We start from the raw sequence: 17253 nt of genomic DNA, 5'->3' as shown, positions 1-17253 counted from the left end.
GTACGTCTCGTACGCCTAGTACGCGACGCCCACGCCCTGCTTGACCGTCGCCGGGGCGTCGATCATCGCCAGCATCGCGTGGGCCACGTCCGCGCGGGCCAGCGTGCGGCCCCGGGGCGGATTGCCGCCGACGACCGTGCGGTACCGGCCGTTGAGCGGCTTGTCCGTCAGCTTCGGCGGGCGGACCGAGGTCCAGTCCGTGGCGCTCGCCGCCAGCGCGGACTCCATCACCCGCAGATCGGCGTAGACGTCCTTCAGGACACTGCTGATCACCGCGAGGACGACCTTGTCGAGCAGCCCGTCGCCCGCCGCGGCGGGGCCCACCGGGGCCGCGCTGACCACCAGGAGCCGCCGGACCCGCTCCGCCTCCATCGCCGTGAGCACCGAGCCGGTCAGCCGGGCCGCGACACCCGTGGCCGCGTCCGTGCGACCGCGGGCCCCGAGACCCGAGAGCACGGCGTCCCGGCCGGTGACGGCCGCGCGCAGGGCCTCCGGGTCGGTGAGGTCGGCCCGGTGGACCACGAGCCGCTCCCCGGTGACGGTCAGCCGCGCGGGGTCCCGCACCACCGCCGTCACCTCGTGGCCCGAGGCCAGTGCCTGGCGGACGAGCTCCCGGCCGATGCCGCCGGTCGCACCGAAGACTGTGAGCCTCATGTCGCACCCTCCCAGGGTGGGTAAGTGTTCACTCACCCCCAGGGTGGGTGGATACTCACTCACGCGTCAAGCGTGGCTGGAGGATGCATGGAACGGAAACCGACCCGCGTACGGATCGTCGACGCCGCGCGCGACCTCATGGGGACGGCGGGGCTCGCCCGCACCACGACCAAGGAGATCGCCAAGGCGGCCGGCTGCTCGGAGGCGGCGCTCTACAAGTACTTCACGAGCAAGGAAGAGCTCTTCCTGACCGTCCTCGACGAACGGCTTCCCCGGCTCGGCGGGCTGCTCGGCGCCCTCGCCGCCGACCCCGGCAGCCGGACCGTCGAGGAGAACCTCACCGACATCGCCCGGCAGGCCGCCCTCTTCTACGAGGAGAGCTTCCCGATGGCCGCCTCGCTCTACGCCGAGCCGCAGCTCAAGGCCCGCCACGAGGAGGGCATGCGCCGGCTCGGCGCCGGCCCGCACAAGCCCGTCGAGGGGCTCACCGCCTACCTCCGCACCGAGCAGCGCCTCGGCCGCGTCGCCGCCGACGCCGACCCGCGGGCGGCCGCCGCGCTCCTCCTCGGCGCCTGCGTCCAGCGGGCCTTCGCGTACGAGATGACGGAGGACGGCCCCGGGCCGCTCGACGACTTCGCCCGCACGATCGCCCGCACGCTGATGCGCGGGATCGGCTGACGGACCGGCCGAGGGATACGGAGGGGGATAGGGAGAGGGATACGGAGCGGGATCAGCCGGCGATCCAGTCGTCGATCCCCGCGAGCAGCTTCGCCCGGACGCCCTCCGGGGCCGCCGAGCCCCGCACCGACTGACGGGCCAGCTCCGCCAGCTCCTCGTCCGTGAACCCGTGGTGCCGGCGGGCGATCTCGTACTGCGCCGCGAGCCGCGAGCCGAAGAGCAGCGGGTCGTCCGCGCCGAGCGCCATCGGGACGCCCGCCTCGAAGAGCGTCCGCAGCGGTACGTCCTCGTGCCGCTCGTACACCCCGAGGGCCACGTTCGACGCGGGGCAGACCTCGCAGGTCACCCCGCGCTCCGCCAGCTTCCGCAGCAGCCGGGGGTCCTCAGCGGCCCGCACGCCGTGGCCGACGCGCGAGGCCCGCAGGTCGTCCAGGCAGTCCCGTACGGAGGCGGGGCCGGTCAGCTCACCGCCGTGCGGGGCCGCGAGGAGACCGCCGTCGCGGGCGATCGAGAACGCCCGGTCGAAGTCGCGCGCCAGGCCCCGCCGCTCGTCGTTGGAGAGCCCGAAGCCGACCACGCCCCGGTCCGCGTACCGCACCGCGAGCCGCGCGAGCGTCCGCGCCTCCAGGGGGTGCTTCATCCGGTTCGCGGCGACGAGCACCCGCATGCCGAGCCCGGTCTCCCGGGCGGCCGCGTCGACCGCGTCGAGGATGATCTCCATGGCCGCGATGAGCCCGCCCAGCAGCGGGGCGTACGAGGTGGGGTCGACCTGGATCTCCAGCCACCCCGAGCCGTCCCTGACGTCCTCCTCGGCCGCCTCTCGGACGAGCCGCCGGATGTCGTCGGGCTCGCGCAGGCAGGAGCGCGCGATGTCGTACAGACGTTGGAAGCGGAACCAGCCGCGCTCGTCGGTCGCCCGCAGTTTGGGGGGCGTACCGCTGCTCAGCGCCTCGGGAAGACGGACGCCGTACTTGTCGGCCAGCTCGATGAGCGTCGTGGGCCGCATCGAACCGGTGAAGTGCAGGTGCAGATGGGCCTTGGGCAGCAGGGTGATGTCGCGTGAAACGTGCTCCATCGACTGATACTGCCGCACCCGAATGGACGAAGGCACCCCGTTTCCCCGATCGGGACCTTGCTAGAACGTAAAAACGGGCCCCGGTTCCGAAGAACCGGGGCCCGTCAGGTCACGCGAGGGGATCAGGCGGTCGCCTCGGCGAGCAGCTTCTGGATCCGGGACACGCCCTCGACCAGGTCCTCGTCGCCGAGCGCGTACGACAGGCGCAGGTAGCCCGGCGTGCCGAAGGCCTCGCCCGGGACGACCGCGACCTCGGCCTCGTCGAGGATCAGGGCCGCGAGCTCGACCGAGGTCTCCGGGCGCTTGCCGCGGATCTCCTTGCCGAGCAGACCCTTCACCGAGGGGTACGCGTAGAACGCGCCCTCCGGCGTCGGGCAGTACACGCCCTCGATCTCGTTCAGCATCCGCACGATCGTCTGGCGGCGACGGTCGAAGGCGGTGCGCATCTCCGCGACCGCGTCCAGGTTGCCCGAGACGGCGGCGAGGGCGGCGATCTGCGCCACGTTGCTCACGTTGGACGTGGCGTGCGACTGGAGGTTCGTCGCGGCCTTGACGACGTCCTTCGGGCCCACGATCCACCCGACGCGCCAGCCCGTCATGGCGTACGTCTTCGCGACGCCGTTGACCACGATGCACTTGTCGCGCAGCTCGGGCACGATCGCCGGCAGCGAGGTGAACTTCGCGTCGCCGTAGACCAGGTGCTCGTAGATCTCGTCCGTCAGGACCCACAGGCCGTGCTCGACGGCCCAGCGGCCGATGGCCTCGGCGTCGGCCTCGGGGTACACCGCACCGGTCGGGTTGGACGGCGACACGAAGAGGACGACCTTGGTCCTCTCCGTGCGCGCGGCCTCCAGCTGCTCCACCGAGACCCGGTAGCCGGTGGTCTCGTCGGCGACGACCTCCACCGGGACACCGCCGGCGAGACGGATCGACTCGGGGTACGTCGTCCAGTACGGCGCCGGGACGATGACCTCGTCGCCCGGGTCGAGGATCGCGGCGAACGCCTCGTAGATGGCCTGCTTGCCGCCGTTGGTCACGAGGACCTGGGAGGCGTCGACCTCGTAGCCCGAGTCGCGCAGCGTCTTGGCGGCGATCGCGGCCTTCAGCTCGGGCAGACCGCCGGCCGGCGTGTAGCGGTGGAACTTCGGGTTCCTGCAAGCCTCGACGGCCGCCTCGACGATGTAGTCGGGGGTCGGGAAGTCGGGCTCACCGGCACCGAAGCCGATCACCGGGCGCCCGGCGGCCTTGAGGGCCTTGGCCTTGGCGTCGACGGCGAGGGTGGCGGACTCGGAGATCGCACCGATGCGGGCGGAGACCCGACGCTCGGTGGGAGGGGTAGCAGCGCTCATACGGCCCATCGTCCCAGACCGCATCCGGGCCCGGCACACAGGTTTCACGGACCGGACAGGAACGGTCATTACCGGTCGTACGCCCGTCCGACGGCAGGTCGGCGTGGTTTCTGTTCGACGCGGACCCCCATCACCACGTATGCTCACTCCTCGTTGGCCCGCACCGACCACATCTCACGATGCGGTACGTTGAGGGACACCAACAAAGGGTCGTAGCTCAATTGGTAGAGCACCGGTCTCCAAAACCGGCGGTTGGGGGTTCAAGTCCCTCCGGCCCTGCTACACACACCGCCAGGTGTTGTGCGCATGTACGTACTTCATTGCACCGCCGTGCGGCTCCATCCCGGGCGCGGCACGGCCGACCCGGAATCAGGTGAGAGATCGTGACGGACGCCGTAGGCTCCATCGACATGCCTGATGCCGACGACGAGGCCTCTGAGTCCAAGAAGAAGGCCCGCAAGGGCGGCAAGCGCGGCAAGAAGGGCCCCCTGGGCCGTCTCGCGCTCTTCTACCGCCAGATCGTCGCGGAACTCCGCAAGGTCGTCTGGCCCACTCGTAGCCAGCTGACGTCGTACACCACTGTGGTGATTATCTTCGTCGTCATCATGATCGGCCTTGTCACCGTGATTGACTATGGCTTCCAGGAAGCAGTCAAGTACGTCTTCGGCTGACTTTTTGTTCCACCCCATCTGTATCGCAGGAAGAAGCAGCCACCGTGTCTGACGCGAACCTGAACGACGCCTTCGAGTCCGAGTCCGTCGAGGACGAGCTGGACATCATCGAGGCCGCCGACGAGGACCAGGCAGACGCTGCTGACGACGCCGCCGGCGACGCCGCCGAGGAAGCCGCTCTCCACGTCGAGGACGAGGACGAGGCGGAAGCCGACGAGACCGAGGAGTCCGACGAGGACGCCGAGGACGAGGTCGAGGTCGAGGAAGACGAGTCGGACGAGTCCGAGGACTCCGACGACGAAGAGTCCGTCGAGGCCGAGGACGCCGAGGACGAGACCGAGGAGGAGGCCGAGCCGGCCGCCCCGGTCGACCCGGTCGCCGCGCTTCGCGAGGAGCTCCGCACCCTTCCCGGCGAGTGGTACGTCATCCACACCTACGCGGGCTACGAGAAGCGCGTGAAGGCCAACCTGGAACAGCGTGCCGTCTCGCTCAACGTCGAGGACTTCATCTACCAGGCCGAGGTCCCCGAGGAAGAGATCGTCCAGATCAAGGGCGGCGAGCGGAAGAACGTCAAGCAGAACAAGCTTCCCGGCTACGTTCTCGTCCGCATGGACCTGACGAACGAGTCCTGGGGCGTCGTCCGCAACACCCCCGGCGTCACCGGCTTCGTGGGCAACGCCTACGACCCGTACCCGCTGACCCTGGACGAGATCGTCAAGATGCTCGCCCCGGAGGCCGAGGAGAAGGCCGCCCGCGAGGCCGCCGAGGCCGAGGGCAAGCCCGCTCCCGCCCGCAAGCTGGAGGTCCAGGTTCTGGACTTCGAGGTCGGCGACTCGGTCACGGTCACGGACGGTCCCTTCGCGACGCTCCAGGCCACGATCAACGAGATCAACCCGGACTCGAAGAAGGTCAAGGGCCTCGTCGAGATCTTCGGTCGCGAGACCCCGGTCGAGCTCAGCTTCGACCAGATCCAGAAGAACTGATCTCACCGTCTTCCGACCAGGTCAGAGTGGCTCTCACAGCCGCTCTGACCTGGTCGGTTTTTAGCCGCGCGTCTATACCCGTTATCGTTGTGCGGTATGCCTGCATCCGGATGACCGGAAGGCGGGCTGAACACTCTCACTAGGACCCGGAGAGAGCAATGCCTCCCAAGAAGAAGAAGGTCACGGGGCTTATCAAGCTCCAGATCAACGCCGGTGCGGCGAACCCGGCCCCGCCGGTCGGCCCCGCGCTCGGTCAGCACGGCGTCAACATCATGGAGTTCTGCAAGGCCTACAACGCCGCGACCGAGTCGCAGCGTGGCATGGTCGTGCCGGTGGAGATCACGGTCTACGACGACCGCTCCTTCACCTTCATCACCAAGACTCCGCCGGCCGCCAAGCTGATCCTCAAGGCCGCTGGTGTGGACAAGGGCTCCGGCGAGCCGCACAAGACCAAGGTCGCCAAGCTCACGGCCGCCCAGGTCCGCGAGATCGCCACGGTCAAGCTCCCCGACCTGAACGCCAACGACCTGGACGCCGCGTCCAAGATCATCGCTGGCACCGCCCGCTCCATGGGCATCACGGTCGAGGGCTGATCACCCCCCTCGTGACCTAGTGGTAGGGCCCGCGCCGGCCCGCACCACGACTCCACACCTGAACCAACAGGAGAAGAAGTGAAGCGCAGCAAGGCTCTCCGCGCCGCGGACGCCAAGATCGACCGGGAGCGCAACTACGCCCCCCTCGAGGCCGTCCGTCTCGCCAAGGACACCGCCGCCACCAAGTTCGACGGAACCGTCGAGGTCGCCTTCCGCCTGGGCGTCGACCCGCGCAAGGCCGACCAGATGGTCCGCGGCACCGTGAACCTCCCGCACGGCACCGGCAAGACCGCCCGGGTCCTGGTCTTCGCGACCGGTGACCGTGCCGAGGCCGCGATCGCCGCCGGCGCCGACATCGTCGGCTCCGACGAGCTCATCGACGAGATCTCCAAGGGCAACCGCCTGAACGAGTTCGACGCCGTTGTGGCCACCCCGGACCTCATGGGCAAGGTCGGCCGCCTCGGCCGCGTCCTCGGCCCGCGTGGTCTCATGCCGAACCCCAAGGTCGGCACCGTCACCCCCGATGTCGCGAAGGCTGTCAACGACATCAAGGGCGGCAAGATCGAGTTCCGCGTCGACAAGCACTCGAACCTGCACTTCATCATCGGCAAGGTCTCCTTCGACGAGACGAAGCTGGTCGAGAACTACGCCGCGGCCCTGGACGAGATCCTTCGTCTGAAGCCGTCCGCCGCCAAGGGCCGCTACATCAAGAAGGCGACCCTGACGACGACGATGGGCCCCGGCATCCCGCTGGACTCGAACCGCACCCGTAACCTCCTCGTCGAGGAGGACCCGGCCGCTGTCTAGCCGGGCCGAACCTCACACGGTTCACTGAGTGCTCAACAGGCCCCCGCCTCTCCTCGGAGAGGCGGGGGCCTGTTCTTTGTTACGGTTCAAGGGACCGTAAAGAATCACCAAGGGGTGGGGAACGCTCATGAACATGTCCGCATGGAAGCGCGCGGGCGTCGCCCTGACGGCCACGGCCGCCGTCGTGGCCGTCGCGGGGTGTCAGGACGGCGGGGACGCCAAGGCGGGCGCCGAGGTGCAGAGCCGCGGGGACGTCACCAAGGTCATCCAGGCCGCGTACGAGAAGACCTCGGCCGCCAAGGCCGCCAAGATCAAGATGACGATGAGCATGACCGGCGCCGGCGCGGACTCGGGCACCGCCGAGATGACCGGCGTCCAGGGCTGGGACCCCGCGGTCATGGACATCACCATGAAGGGCTCCATGCTGAGCGCCGCCGGCGCCGGTGCCGGTGCCGGCGGTGACGCACCCGAGCAGGTCCGCATGGTCATGCTCGACAACGTCATGTACATGGACATGGGTGCGAAGCAGGCCGCCGAGATGGACGGCAAGCGCTGGATGAAGCTGGACCTGACGGCCGCCGCGGAGGCCTCCGGCGACAAGGCCCTCCAGAAGCAGATGACCGGCGGCCTGGAGAGCATGAACCAGGACCCGGCCCAGCAGCTCGCCCTGCTCCTCGACTCGCCGAACCTCAAGCACGTCGGCGCCGAGAAGATCAACGGCATGGAGACGCAGCACTACAAGGGGACGCTCACGGTCGAGCAGATGCTCAAGGCCGGCGACTCCTCGAAGCTGCTCCCCAAGGAGGACTACGACAAGCTCCTCGCCGGCGTGAAGAAGTCGGGCCTCAAGGGCTACGACACCGAGGTCTGGGTCAACGAGGACGGCTACCCGGCGCGCATGGACATCGGCATGACCATGGCCGAGGGCTCGATGCAGATGCGGGCGGACTACAGCGACTACGGCACCAAGGCCGCCGTCCAGGCCCCGCCGGCCAAGGACACCCTGGACCTCTTCCAGATGCTGAAGGAGCTCGGCGAGGGCCTCAAGCAGGGCTGATTTGCCCGAACCGCGCCCCGTCACGTACGCTTCCACAGAAGCCAAAGACCGCTGGTCGTCGCTGCTCCCACTCGGGTGCGGTGGCCGAAGGATTCGCTGAGATGCGAACGACCCGCGCAGGTGACTGTGGATGAGTTCCCGAATCCTTGTGATGCGGTCGAGCTAAGCCCTGGCGCCTGCGCCGGGGCGTTTTGTTTTGTTAGCCCCTTCCGCGCGGTCCCATCACCCGGAAGGAGGCCGCGCTCATGGCAAGGCCCGACAAGGCTGCCGCGGTAGCCGAGCTCAAGGACAAGTTCCAGAGCTCGAGCGCCGTCGTGCTGACCGAGTACCGGGGTCTCACCGTCGCGCAGCTCAAGACGCTGCGTCGTTCGCTCGGTGAGAACGCCCAGTACGCCGTGGTGAAGAACACGCTGACCAAGATTGCGGCCAACGAGGCCGGGATCACCTCGCTCGACGACCAGTTCACCGGTCCGACGGGCGCTGCCTTCATCACCGGTGACCCGGTGGAGTCGGCGAAGGGTCTTCGTGACTTCGCCAAGGAGAACCCGAACCTCATCATCAAGGGCGGTGTCCTTGACGGTAAGGCGCTGACCGCCGATGAGATCAAGAAGCTTGCGGACCTCGAGTCCCGCGAGGTTCTGCTCAGCAAGCTGGCCGGCGCGTTCAAGGGCAAGCAGTCTCAGGCTGCCTCGCTCTTCCAGGCGCTGCCGTCGAAGTTCGTCCGCACTGCGGAGGCGCTTCGCGTCAAGCTCGCCGAGCAGGGCGGTGCCGAGTAATTCGGCTCGCGCATTGATCCACGCCGCCTAGTGCGTGGGTCGCAGCGGGCCGTTACGCCCGCCTCTCTATACATCCGGCACCTGCCGAATTAGTGGAAGGATCGCCCATCATGGCGAAGCTCACCCAGGACGAACTTCTCGCCCAGTTCGAGGAGCTCACCCTCATCGAGCTCTCCGAGTTCGTTAAGGCGTTCGAGGAGAAGTTCGACGTCACCGCCGCCGCGGCCGTCGCCGTTGCCGGCCCGGGTGCCCCGGTTGCCGCCGAGGCCGCTGAGGAGCAGGACGAGTTCGACGTCGTCCTCGAGGGCGCCGGCGACAAGAAGATCCAGGTCATCAAGGTCGTGCGCGAGCTCACCTCCCTGGGCCTCAAGGAGGCCAAGGACCTCGTCGACGGCACCCCGAAGGCCGTCCTCGAGAAGGTCGCGAAGGACGTCGCCGAGAAGGCTGCCGAGTCCCTCAAGGCCGCCGGCGCCTCCGTCACGGTCAAGTAAGACCGTTTCGAGTCGCTGAAGCTGACTCCTGCCCTCGTGTAACGCGAGGGCATCGAAAGGCGATCACCCTTCTGGGTGGTCGCCTTTCGGCGTTCCCCGGGAAGGGCGTGGCGGGGCCCCCGAGGGCCGCCGGAGGCGGAGTATGGTGATCTTCGCCGTGCGCCCCGCAGACCGGGGGGCCTTGACGAACCGCACGCAGCGCGCAATTCTCAGGACGCGTCGTCACAACGATCCGTATCCGAGGCATGGATCGACGACTGAACGGGCAGTATCGAGGTGCGCCGCACGGCGCGAGGTACCGCGGAGTTGAGAGCAACGAGGGTCGCGAATTATTCGCCCTGGACATCAGTGAGCCAAGTGGCTACACTGACCCTTTGCGCTGCCTGTTAGCTGCCCCCTGCCCGTCACCAGGGGCATACCTTCGCATCCGCTTCGTGGACCGACCCCGTCTGAACTGGCCTTTCGGTCATCTCAGGAAAAGTCTGCCGCAAAGCATTGCTGGGGACCGGTACGCGCGTAGTGAGTCCGAGCCCTCGGAAGGACCCCCTCTTGGCCGCCTCGCGCAACGCCTCGACCAATACGAACAACGGCGCAAGCACCGCCCCGCTGCGCATCTCCTTTGCAAAGATCAGGGAGCCCCTCGAGGTTCCGAACCTCCTCGCGCTGCAGACCGAGAGCTTTGACTGGCTGCTCGGCAATGCCGCCTGGAAGGCTCGCGTCGAGGCTGCCCTTGAGTCGGGACAGGACGTCCCCACGAAGTCCGGCCTGGAAGAGATCTTCGAGGAGATCTCGCCGATCGAGGACTTCTCCGGGTCGATGTCGCTGACCTTCCGCGACCACCGCTTCGAGCCGCCGAAGAACTCGATCGACGAGTGCAAGGACCGTGACTTCACGTACGGTGCCCCGCTCTTCGTCACCGCCGAGTTCACCAACAACGAGACCGGCGAGATCAAGTCCCAGACGGTCTTCATGGGCGACTTCCCGCTCATGACCAACAAGGGCACCTTCGTCATCAACGGCACCGAGCGTGTCGTGGTGTCGCAGCTGGTCCGATCGCCGGGTGTCTACTTCGACTCCTCGATCGACAAGACGTCCGACAAGGACATCTTCTCCGCCAAGATCATCCCGTCCCGGGGTGCCTGGCTGGAGATGGAGATCGACAAGCGCGACCTGGTCGGTGTCCGCATCGACCGCAAGCGCAAGCAGTCGGTCACCGTTCTGCTGAAGGCTCTCGGCTGGACCACCGAGCAGATCCTGCAGGAGTTCGGCGAGTACGAGTCCATGCGCGCCACCCTGGAGAAGGACCACACCCAGGGCCAGGACGACGCGCTGCTCGACATCTACCGCAAGCTGCGTCCGGGCGAGCCGCCGACCCGTGAGGCCGCTCAGACGCTGCTCGAGAACCTCTACTTCAACCCGAAGCGCTACGACCTCGCGAAGGTCGGCCGCTACAAGGTGAACAAGAAGCTCGGCGCCGACGAGCCGCTGGACGCCGGCGTGCTCACCACCGACGACGTCATCGCCACGATCAAGTACCTGGTCAAGCTCCACGCGGGCGAGACCGAGACGGTCGGCGAGAACGGCAACGAGATCGTCGTCGAGACCGACGACATCGACCACTTCGGCAACCGTCGTCTGCGCAACGTCGGCGAGCTCATCCAGAACCAGGTCCGCACGGGTCTGGCTCGTATGGAGCGCGTCGTCCGCGAGCGGATGACCACGCAGGACGTCGAGGCGATCACGCCGCAGACCCTGATCAACATTCGCCCGGTCGTGGCGTCGATCAAGGAATTCTTCGGCACCTCGCAGCTGTCGCAGTTCATGGACCAGAACAACCCGCTGTCGGGTCTGACGCACAAGCGTCGTCTCTCGGCGCTGGGCCCTGGTGGTCTGTCCCGTGAGCGGGCCGGCTTCGAGGTCCGAGACGTGCACCCGTCCCACTACGGACGCATGTGCCCGATCGAGACCCCCGAAGGCCCGAACATCGGTCTGATCGGTTCGCTCGCCTCGTACGGCCGCGTCAACGCGTTCGGCTTCATCGAGACGCCGTACCGCAAGGTCATCGACGGCCAGGTCACCGACGAGGTCGACTACGTCACCGCCGACGAGGAGGACCGCTTCGTCATCGCGCAGGCCAACGCCGCGCTCAACGACGACATGCGGCTCACCGAGAACCGCGTCCTGGTGCGTAAGCGTGGCGGCGAGGTCGACTACGTCCTGCCGGCCGAGGTCGACTACATGGACGTCTCGCCGCGCCAGATGGTGTCGGTCGCGACCGCCATGATCCCGTTCCTCGAGCACGACGACGCCAACCGTGCCCTCATGGGCGCGAACATGATGCGTCAGGCGGTGCCGCTGATCAAGTCGGAGGCCCCGCTCGTCGGCACCGGCATGGAGTACCGCTGCGCCACCGACGCCGGCGACGTGCTCAAGGCCGAGAAGGACGGTGTCGTCCAGGAGCTGTCGGCCGACTACGTCACGGTCGCCAACGACGACGGCACGTACATCACGTACCGCCTGCACAAGTTCTCGCGCTCGAACCAGGGCACCTCGGTCAACCAGAAGGTCGTCGTCGACGAGGGCGACCGCGTGATCGAGGGCCAGGTCCTCGCCGACGGTCCCGCCACCGAAGACGGCGAGATGGCGCTCGGCAAGAACCTGCTCGTGGCGTTCATGCCGTGGGAGGGTCACAACTACGAGGACGCGATCATCCTGTCGCAGCGCCTCGTGCAGGACGACGTCCTCTCCTCGATCCACATCGAGGAGCACGAGGTCGACGCCCGTGACACCAAGCTCGGCCCGGAGGAGATCACCCGGGACATCCCGAACGTCTCCGAGGAGGTCCTCGCCGACCTCGACGAGCGCGGCATCATCCGTATCGGTGCCGAGGTCGTCGCCGGCGACATCCTCGTCGGCAAGGTCACGCCCAAGGGCGAGACCGAGCTGACGCCGGAGGAGCGCCTGCTCCGCGCGATCTTCGGTGAGAAGGCCCGTGAGGTCCGTGACACCTCGCTGAAGGTGCCCCACGGCGAGATCGGCAAGATCATCGGCGTCCGCGTCTTCGACCGCGAAGAGGGCGACGAGCTTCCCCCGGGCGTGAACCAGCTGGTCCGCGTCTACGTCGCCCAGAAGCGCAAGATCACCGACGGTGACAAGCTCGCCGGCCGTCACGGCAACAAGGGTGTCATCTCCAAGATCCTTCCGATCGAGGACATGCCCTTCCTTGAGGACGGCACGCCGGTCGACATCATCCTCAACCCGCTGGGTGTCCCGTCCCGAATGAACCCGGGACAGGTCCTGGAGATCCACCTCGGCTGGCTCGCCAGCCGCGGCTGGGACGTCTCCGGCCTGGCGGACGACTGGGCGCAGCGCCTGCAGGCCATCGGTGCCGACCAGGTCGCCCCGGGCACCAACGTCGCCACCCCCGTCTTCGACGGTGCGCGTGAGGACGAGCTCGCGGGTCTGCTGAACCACACCATCCCGAACCGCGACGGCGAGCGCATGGTGCAGCCGACCGGTAAGGCGAGGCTGTTCGACGGCCGCTCCGGCGAGCCGTTCCCGGACCCGATCTCCATCGGGTACATGTACATCCTCAAGCTCCACCACCTGGTCGACGACAAGCTGCACGCTCGGTCGACCGGTCCCTACTCGATGATCACCCAGCAGCCGCTGGGTGGTAAGGCCCAGTTCGGTGGCCAGCGCTTCGGTGAGATGGAGGTGTGGGCGCTTGAGGCTTATGGCGCCGCGTACGCCCTCCAGGAGCTGCTGACGATCAAGTCCGACGACGTGACCGGCCGCGTGAAGGTCTACGAGGCCATCGTCAAGGGCGAGAACATCCCTGAGCCCGGCATCCCCGAGTCCTTCAAGGTGCTCATCAAGGAGATGCAGTCCCTGTGCCTCAACGTGGAGGTGCTCTCTTCGGACGGCATGTCCATCGAGATGCGCGACACCGACGAGGACGTCTTCCGCGCAGCGGAGGAGCTCGGTATCGACCTGTCCCGGCGCGAGCCGAGCAGCGTCGAAGAGGTCTGACGGGAGTCCGGACCGGGGGTTCAGCAATGAACCCCCGGCCGGCCCCAGGACCCCCGTTCCAGACCCCAAGACTTACAACCCTGAGAGGGATTGACGCATAGTGCTCGACGTCAACTTCTTCGACGAGCTCCGGATCGGTCTGGCTACCGCTGACGACATCCGTCAGTGGAGCCACGGCGAGGTCAAGAAGCCGGAGACCATCAACTACCGCACGCTCAAGCCCGAGAAGGACGGACTCTTCTGCGAGAAGATCTTCGGTCCGACCCGGGACTGGGAGTGCTACTGCGGCAAGTACAAGCGTGTCCGCTTCAAGGGCATCATCTGTGAGCGGTGTGGCGTCGAGGTCACCCGCGCCAAGGTGCGTCGTGAGCGGATGGGCCACATCGAGCTCGCCGCTCCCGTCACCCACATCTGGTACTTCAAGGGCGTCCCGTCGCGCCTCGGATACCTGCTCGACCTCGCCCCGAAGGACCTCGAGAAGGTCATCTACTTCGCGGCGTACATGATCACGTTCGTCGACGACGAGCGTCGTACGCGTGACCTGCCCTCGCTCGAGGCGCACGTCTCCGTCGAGCGTCAGCAGATCGAGAACCGTCGCGACTCCGACCTGGAGGCCCGCGCCAAGAAGCTCGAGAACGACCTGGCCGAGCTTGAGGCCGAGGGCGCGAAGGCCGACGTGCGCCGCAAGGTGCGCGAAGGTGCCGAGCGCGAGATGAAGCAGCTGCGCGACCGTGCGCAGCGCGAGATCGACCGTCTGGACGAGGTCTGGTCGCGCTTCAAGAACCTCAAGGTCCAGGACCTGGAGGGCGACGAGCTCCTCTACCGCGAGCTGCGTGACCGCTTCGGCACGTACTTCGACGGTTCGATGGGTGCGGCTGCCCTGCAGAAGCGCCTGGAGTCCTTCGACCTCGAGGAGGAGGCCGAGCGCCTCCGCGAGATCATCCGTACCGGCAAGGGCCAGAAGAAGACCCGTGCGCTCAAGCGCCTCAAGGTCGTCTCCGCGTTCCTGCAGACCGCGAACAGCCCCAAGGGCATGGTTCTCGACTGCGTGCCGGTCATCCCGCCGGACCTGCGTCCGATGGTGCAGCTGGACGGTGGCCGCTTCGCGACCTCCGACCTGAACGACCTGTACCGCCGCGTGATCAACCGCAACAACCGCCTCAAGCGTCTCCTTGACCTCGGTGCCCCCGAGATCATCGTGAACAACGAGAAGCGGATGCTGCAGGAGGCCGTCGACGCGCTGTTCGACAACGGCCGCCGTGGTCGCCCGGTCACCGGTCCGGGTAACCGCCCGCTGAAGTCCCTGAGCGACATGCTCAAGGGCAAGCAGGGTCGTTTCCGTCAGAACCTGCTCGGCAAGCGTGTGGACTACTCCGCGCGTTCCGTCATCGTCGTGGGTCCGCAGCTGAAGCTGCACCAGTGCGGTCTGCCGAAGGCCATGGCGCTGGAGCTCTTCAAGCCGTTCGTGATGAAGCGCCTGGTCGACCTGAACCACGCGCAGAACATCAAGAGCGCCAAGCGGATGGTCGAGCGCGGCCGCACGGTCGTGTACGACGTCCTCGAAGAGGTCATCGCCGAGCACCCGGTTCTGCTGAACCGTGCGCCCACGCTGCACCGCCTCGGCATCCAGGCCTTCGAGCCCCAGCTGGTCGAGGGCAAGGCCATCCAGATCCACCCGCTCGTCTGCACCGCGTTCAACGCGGACTTCGACGGTGACCAGATGGCCGTGCACCTGCCGCTCTCCGCGGAGGCGCAGGCCGAGGCCCGCATCCTGATGCTGTCCTCGAACAACATCCTGAAGCCGGCCGACGGCCGTCCGGTCACGATGCCGACCCAGGACATGGTCCTCGGTCTGTTCTTCCTGACCACCGACGGTGAGCTCCGTGACACCAAGGGCGAGGGCCGTGCGTTCGGCTCCACGGCCGAGGCGATCATGGCGTTCGACGCCGGCGAGCTGGCGCTGCAGTCCGAGATCGACATCCGCTTCCCCGTCGGCACGGTCGCTCCCCGCGGCTGGGTTCCCCCGGTCACGGAGGAGGGTGACGACTCCGTCGCCGCCGGTGAGTGGCAGCAGGGTGACTCGTTCCGTCTGCGGACGACCCTGGGTCGCGCGCTCTTCAACGAGCTGCTGCCCGAGGACTACCCGTTCGTCGACTACTCCGTCGGCAAGAAGCAGCTCTCCGAGATCGTCAACGACCTCGCCGAGCGCTACCCCAAGGTCATCGTGGCGGCGACGCTCGACAACCTGAAGGCGGCGGGCTTCTACTGGGCGACCCGTTCCGGTGTCACCGTGGCCATCTCCGACGTCGTCGTTCCCGAGGCGAAGAAGGAGATCGTCAAGGGCTACGAGGCGCAGGACGAGAAGGTCCAGAAGCAGTACGAGCGCGGCCTGATCACCAAGGAAGAGCGCACGCAGGAGCTCATCGCGATCTGGACCAAGGCGACCAACGAGGTTGCCGAGGCGATGAACGCGAACTTCCCCAAGACGAACCCCATCTTCATGATGGTTGACTCGGGTGCCCGAGGAAACATGATGCAGATGCGTCAGATCGCCGGTATGCGTGGTCTGGTGTCGAACGCCAAGAACGAGACGATCCCGCGTCCCATCAAGGCGTCGTTCCGTGAGGGCCTCACCGTCCTCGAGTACTTCATCTCCACGCACGGTGCCCGTAAGGGTCTCGCCGACACCGCCCTGCGTACCGCCGACTCGGGTTACCTGACCCGTCGTCTGGTGGACGTCTCGCAGGACGTCATCATCCGCGAGGAGGACTGTGGCACCGAGCGCGGTCTGAAGCTGCGGATCGCGGCCAAGGACGAGACCGGTGTCCTGCGGAAGACGGACGACGTCGAGACCTCCGTGTACGCGCGGATGCTCGCCGAGGACGTCGTCGTCGACGGCAAGGTCATCGCGCCGGCCAACGTCGACCTGGGTGACGTGCTCATCGACGCCCTCGTCAACGCGGGCGTCGAGGAGGTCAAGACCCGTTCGGTCCTGACCTGTGAGTCCGCCGTCGGTACCTGTGCGTTCTGCTACGGCCGTTCGCTCGCCACCGGCAAGCTGGTCGACATCGGTGAGGCGGTCGGCATCATCGCCGCCCAGTCCATCGGTGAGCCCGGTACCCAGCTGACGATGCGTACCTTCCACACCGGTGGTGTGGCCGGTGACGACATCACCCAGGGTCTGCCCCGTGTCGTCGAGCTCTTCGAGGCCCGTCAGCCCAAGGGTGTCGCCCCGATCTCGGAGGCGGCCGGCCGCATCCGTATCGAGGAGACCGAGAAGACCAAGAAGATCGTCGTCACCCCGGACGACGGCACCGACGAGACGGCGTTCCCGATCTCGAAGCGTGCCCGTCTGCTCGTGGGCGAGGGCGACCACGTCGAGGTGGGCCAGAAGCTCACCGTGGGTGCCACCAACCCGCACGACGTGCTGCGCATCCTCGGTCAGCGTGCGGTCCAGATCCACCTGGTCGCCGAGGTCCAGAAGGTCTACAACTCGCAGGGCGTGTCGATCCACGACAAGCACATCGAGATCATCATCCGGCAGATGCTGCGCCGCGTGACGATCATCGAGTCCGGCGACGCGGAGCTGCTGCCGGGCGAGCTCGTCGAGCGCTCGAAGTTCGAGACCGAGAACCGTCGTGTGGTCACCGAGGGCGGTCACCCCGCCTCCGGCCGTCCGCAGCTGATGGGTATCACCAAGGCCTCGCTCGCCACCGAGTCGTGGCTGTCGGCGGCGTCCTTCCAGGAGACGACCCGGGTTCTGACCGACGCGGCGATCAACGCCAAGTCGGACTCCCTGGTCGGCCTCAAGGAGAACGTCATCATCGGTAAGCTCATCCCGGCCGGTACGGGCCTCGCCCGCTACCGCAACATCCGGGTCGAGCCGACCGAAGAGGCCAAGGCCGCGATGTACTCGGCCGTCGGCTACGACGACATCGACTACTCGCCGTTCGGCTCGGGCTCCGGCCAGGCCGTTCCGCTGGAGGACTACGACTACGGTCCGTACAACCAGTAAGTAGTGCGAACCGAAGGGCGGTCACCCCGATTGCGGGGTGGCCGCCCTTCGGCGTTTCCGGCCGGCTTCGTC

Annotated in this window: 13 protein-coding genes and 1 tRNA gene; 11 read left to right on the top strand and 3 right to left on the bottom strand. The window is 67.3% G+C overall.

Annotation, left to right across the window (positions count from 1 at the left end):
- Nucleotides 1-15: 15 nt before the first annotated feature.
- Entirely contained in the window at nt 16-654 is a 639-nt protein-coding gene (locus ACFC0G_RS29280; RefSeq protein ID WP_376408640.1) for an NAD(P)-dependent oxidoreductase, read from the bottom strand.
- Between the two features lie 87 nt (nt 655-741).
- On the opposite strand from ACFC0G_RS29280, the gene ACFC0G_RS29275 reads away from it, so the two are divergent.
- Nucleotides 742-1332 carry a TetR/AcrR family transcriptional regulator gene (locus ACFC0G_RS29275; RefSeq protein ID WP_376408637.1) on the top strand — a complete coding sequence of 197 codons (591 nt, stop codon included), beginning with the start codon at nt 742-744 and terminating at the stop codon, nt 1330-1332.
- 52 nt (nt 1333-1384) lie between these two features.
- On the opposite strand, the gene ACFC0G_RS29270 is transcribed toward ACFC0G_RS29275, so the two are convergent.
- Together ACFC0G_RS29270 and ACFC0G_RS29265 are read right to left on the bottom strand one after the other, a co-directional pair.
- The gene (locus ACFC0G_RS29270) at nt 1385-2407 is read right to left on the bottom strand and encodes an adenosine deaminase (protein WP_376408634.1); all 1023 of its coding nucleotides are present in this window, start codon (nt 2405-2407) and stop codon (nt 1385-1387) included.
- Between the two features lie 122 nt (nt 2408-2529).
- Nucleotides 2530-3756 carry a pyridoxal phosphate-dependent aminotransferase gene (locus ACFC0G_RS29265; protein ID WP_376408631.1) on the bottom strand — a complete coding sequence of 409 codons (1227 nt, stop codon included), beginning with the start codon at nt 3754-3756 and terminating at the stop codon, nt 2530-2532.
- A 206-nt stretch (nt 3757-3962) separates the two neighbouring features.
- Between ACFC0G_RS29265 and ACFC0G_RS29260 the strand changes: the two genes are divergently transcribed.
- From ACFC0G_RS29260 to ACFC0G_RS29215, 10 genes are all read left to right on the top strand, one after another.
- A tRNA-Trp gene (locus tag ACFC0G_RS29260) sits at nt 3963-4035 on the top strand.
- Between the two features lie 104 nt (nt 4036-4139).
- A complete protein-coding gene (gene secE / locus ACFC0G_RS29255) occupies nt 4140-4427 on the top strand; it encodes a preprotein translocase subunit SecE (protein ID WP_024755368.1) in 288 nt (95 codons plus the stop codon).
- 44 nt (nt 4428-4471) lie between these two features.
- Nucleotides 4472-5410, top strand: a complete 939-nt coding sequence (gene nusG / locus ACFC0G_RS29250; RefSeq protein WP_376408628.1) for a transcription termination/antitermination protein NusG — start codon at nt 4472-4474, stop codon at nt 5408-5410.
- A gap of 158 nt (nt 5411-5568) precedes the next feature.
- A complete protein-coding gene (rplK, locus tag ACFC0G_RS29245; RefSeq protein WP_315891551.1) occupies nt 5569-6003 on the top strand; it encodes a 50S ribosomal protein L11 in 435 nt (144 codons plus the stop codon).
- 78 nt (nt 6004-6081) lie between these two features.
- Nucleotides 6082-6810, top strand: a complete 729-nt coding sequence (gene rplA / locus ACFC0G_RS29240) for a 50S ribosomal protein L1 (protein ID WP_024755370.1) — start codon at nt 6082-6084, stop codon at nt 6808-6810.
- Between the two features lie 127 nt (nt 6811-6937).
- Complete coding sequence (locus ACFC0G_RS29235; RefSeq protein ID WP_376408624.1) at nt 6938-7867, top strand: hypothetical protein; 930 nt, start codon at nt 6938-6940, stop codon at nt 7865-7867.
- A gap of 245 nt (nt 7868-8112) precedes the next feature.
- Entirely contained in the window at nt 8113-8643 is a 531-nt protein-coding gene (gene rplJ, locus ACFC0G_RS29230) for a 50S ribosomal protein L10 (RefSeq protein ID WP_024755372.1), read from the top strand.
- A 110-nt stretch (nt 8644-8753) separates the two neighbouring features.
- Nucleotides 8754-9134 (top strand): 50S ribosomal protein L7/L12, encoded by a 381-nt coding sequence (rplL, locus tag ACFC0G_RS29225; RefSeq protein WP_376408621.1) that lies wholly within the window; start codon nt 8754-8756, stop codon nt 9132-9134.
- Nucleotides 9135-9683: 549 nt separating this feature from the next.
- Nucleotides 9684-13166 (top strand): DNA-directed RNA polymerase subunit beta, encoded by a 3483-nt coding sequence (rpoB, locus tag ACFC0G_RS29220; protein WP_376408618.1) that lies wholly within the window; start codon nt 9684-9686, stop codon nt 13164-13166.
- A gap of 100 nt (nt 13167-13266) precedes the next feature.
- Nucleotides 13267-17181 carry a DNA-directed RNA polymerase subunit beta' gene (locus ACFC0G_RS29215; protein WP_376408615.1) on the top strand — a complete coding sequence of 1305 codons (3915 nt, stop codon included), beginning with the start codon at nt 13267-13269 and terminating at the stop codon, nt 17179-17181.
- Nucleotides 17182-17253 lie beyond the last annotated feature (72 nt).

The sequence above is a fragment of the Streptomyces sp. NPDC056169 genome, assembly GCF_042268445.1.
Classification (GTDB): Bacteria; Actinomycetota; Actinomycetes; order Streptomycetales; family Streptomycetaceae; genus Streptomyces.
The sequence above is the reverse complement of the archived record's forward strand: the minus strand, read 5'-3'. Positions and strand labels throughout refer to the sequence as shown.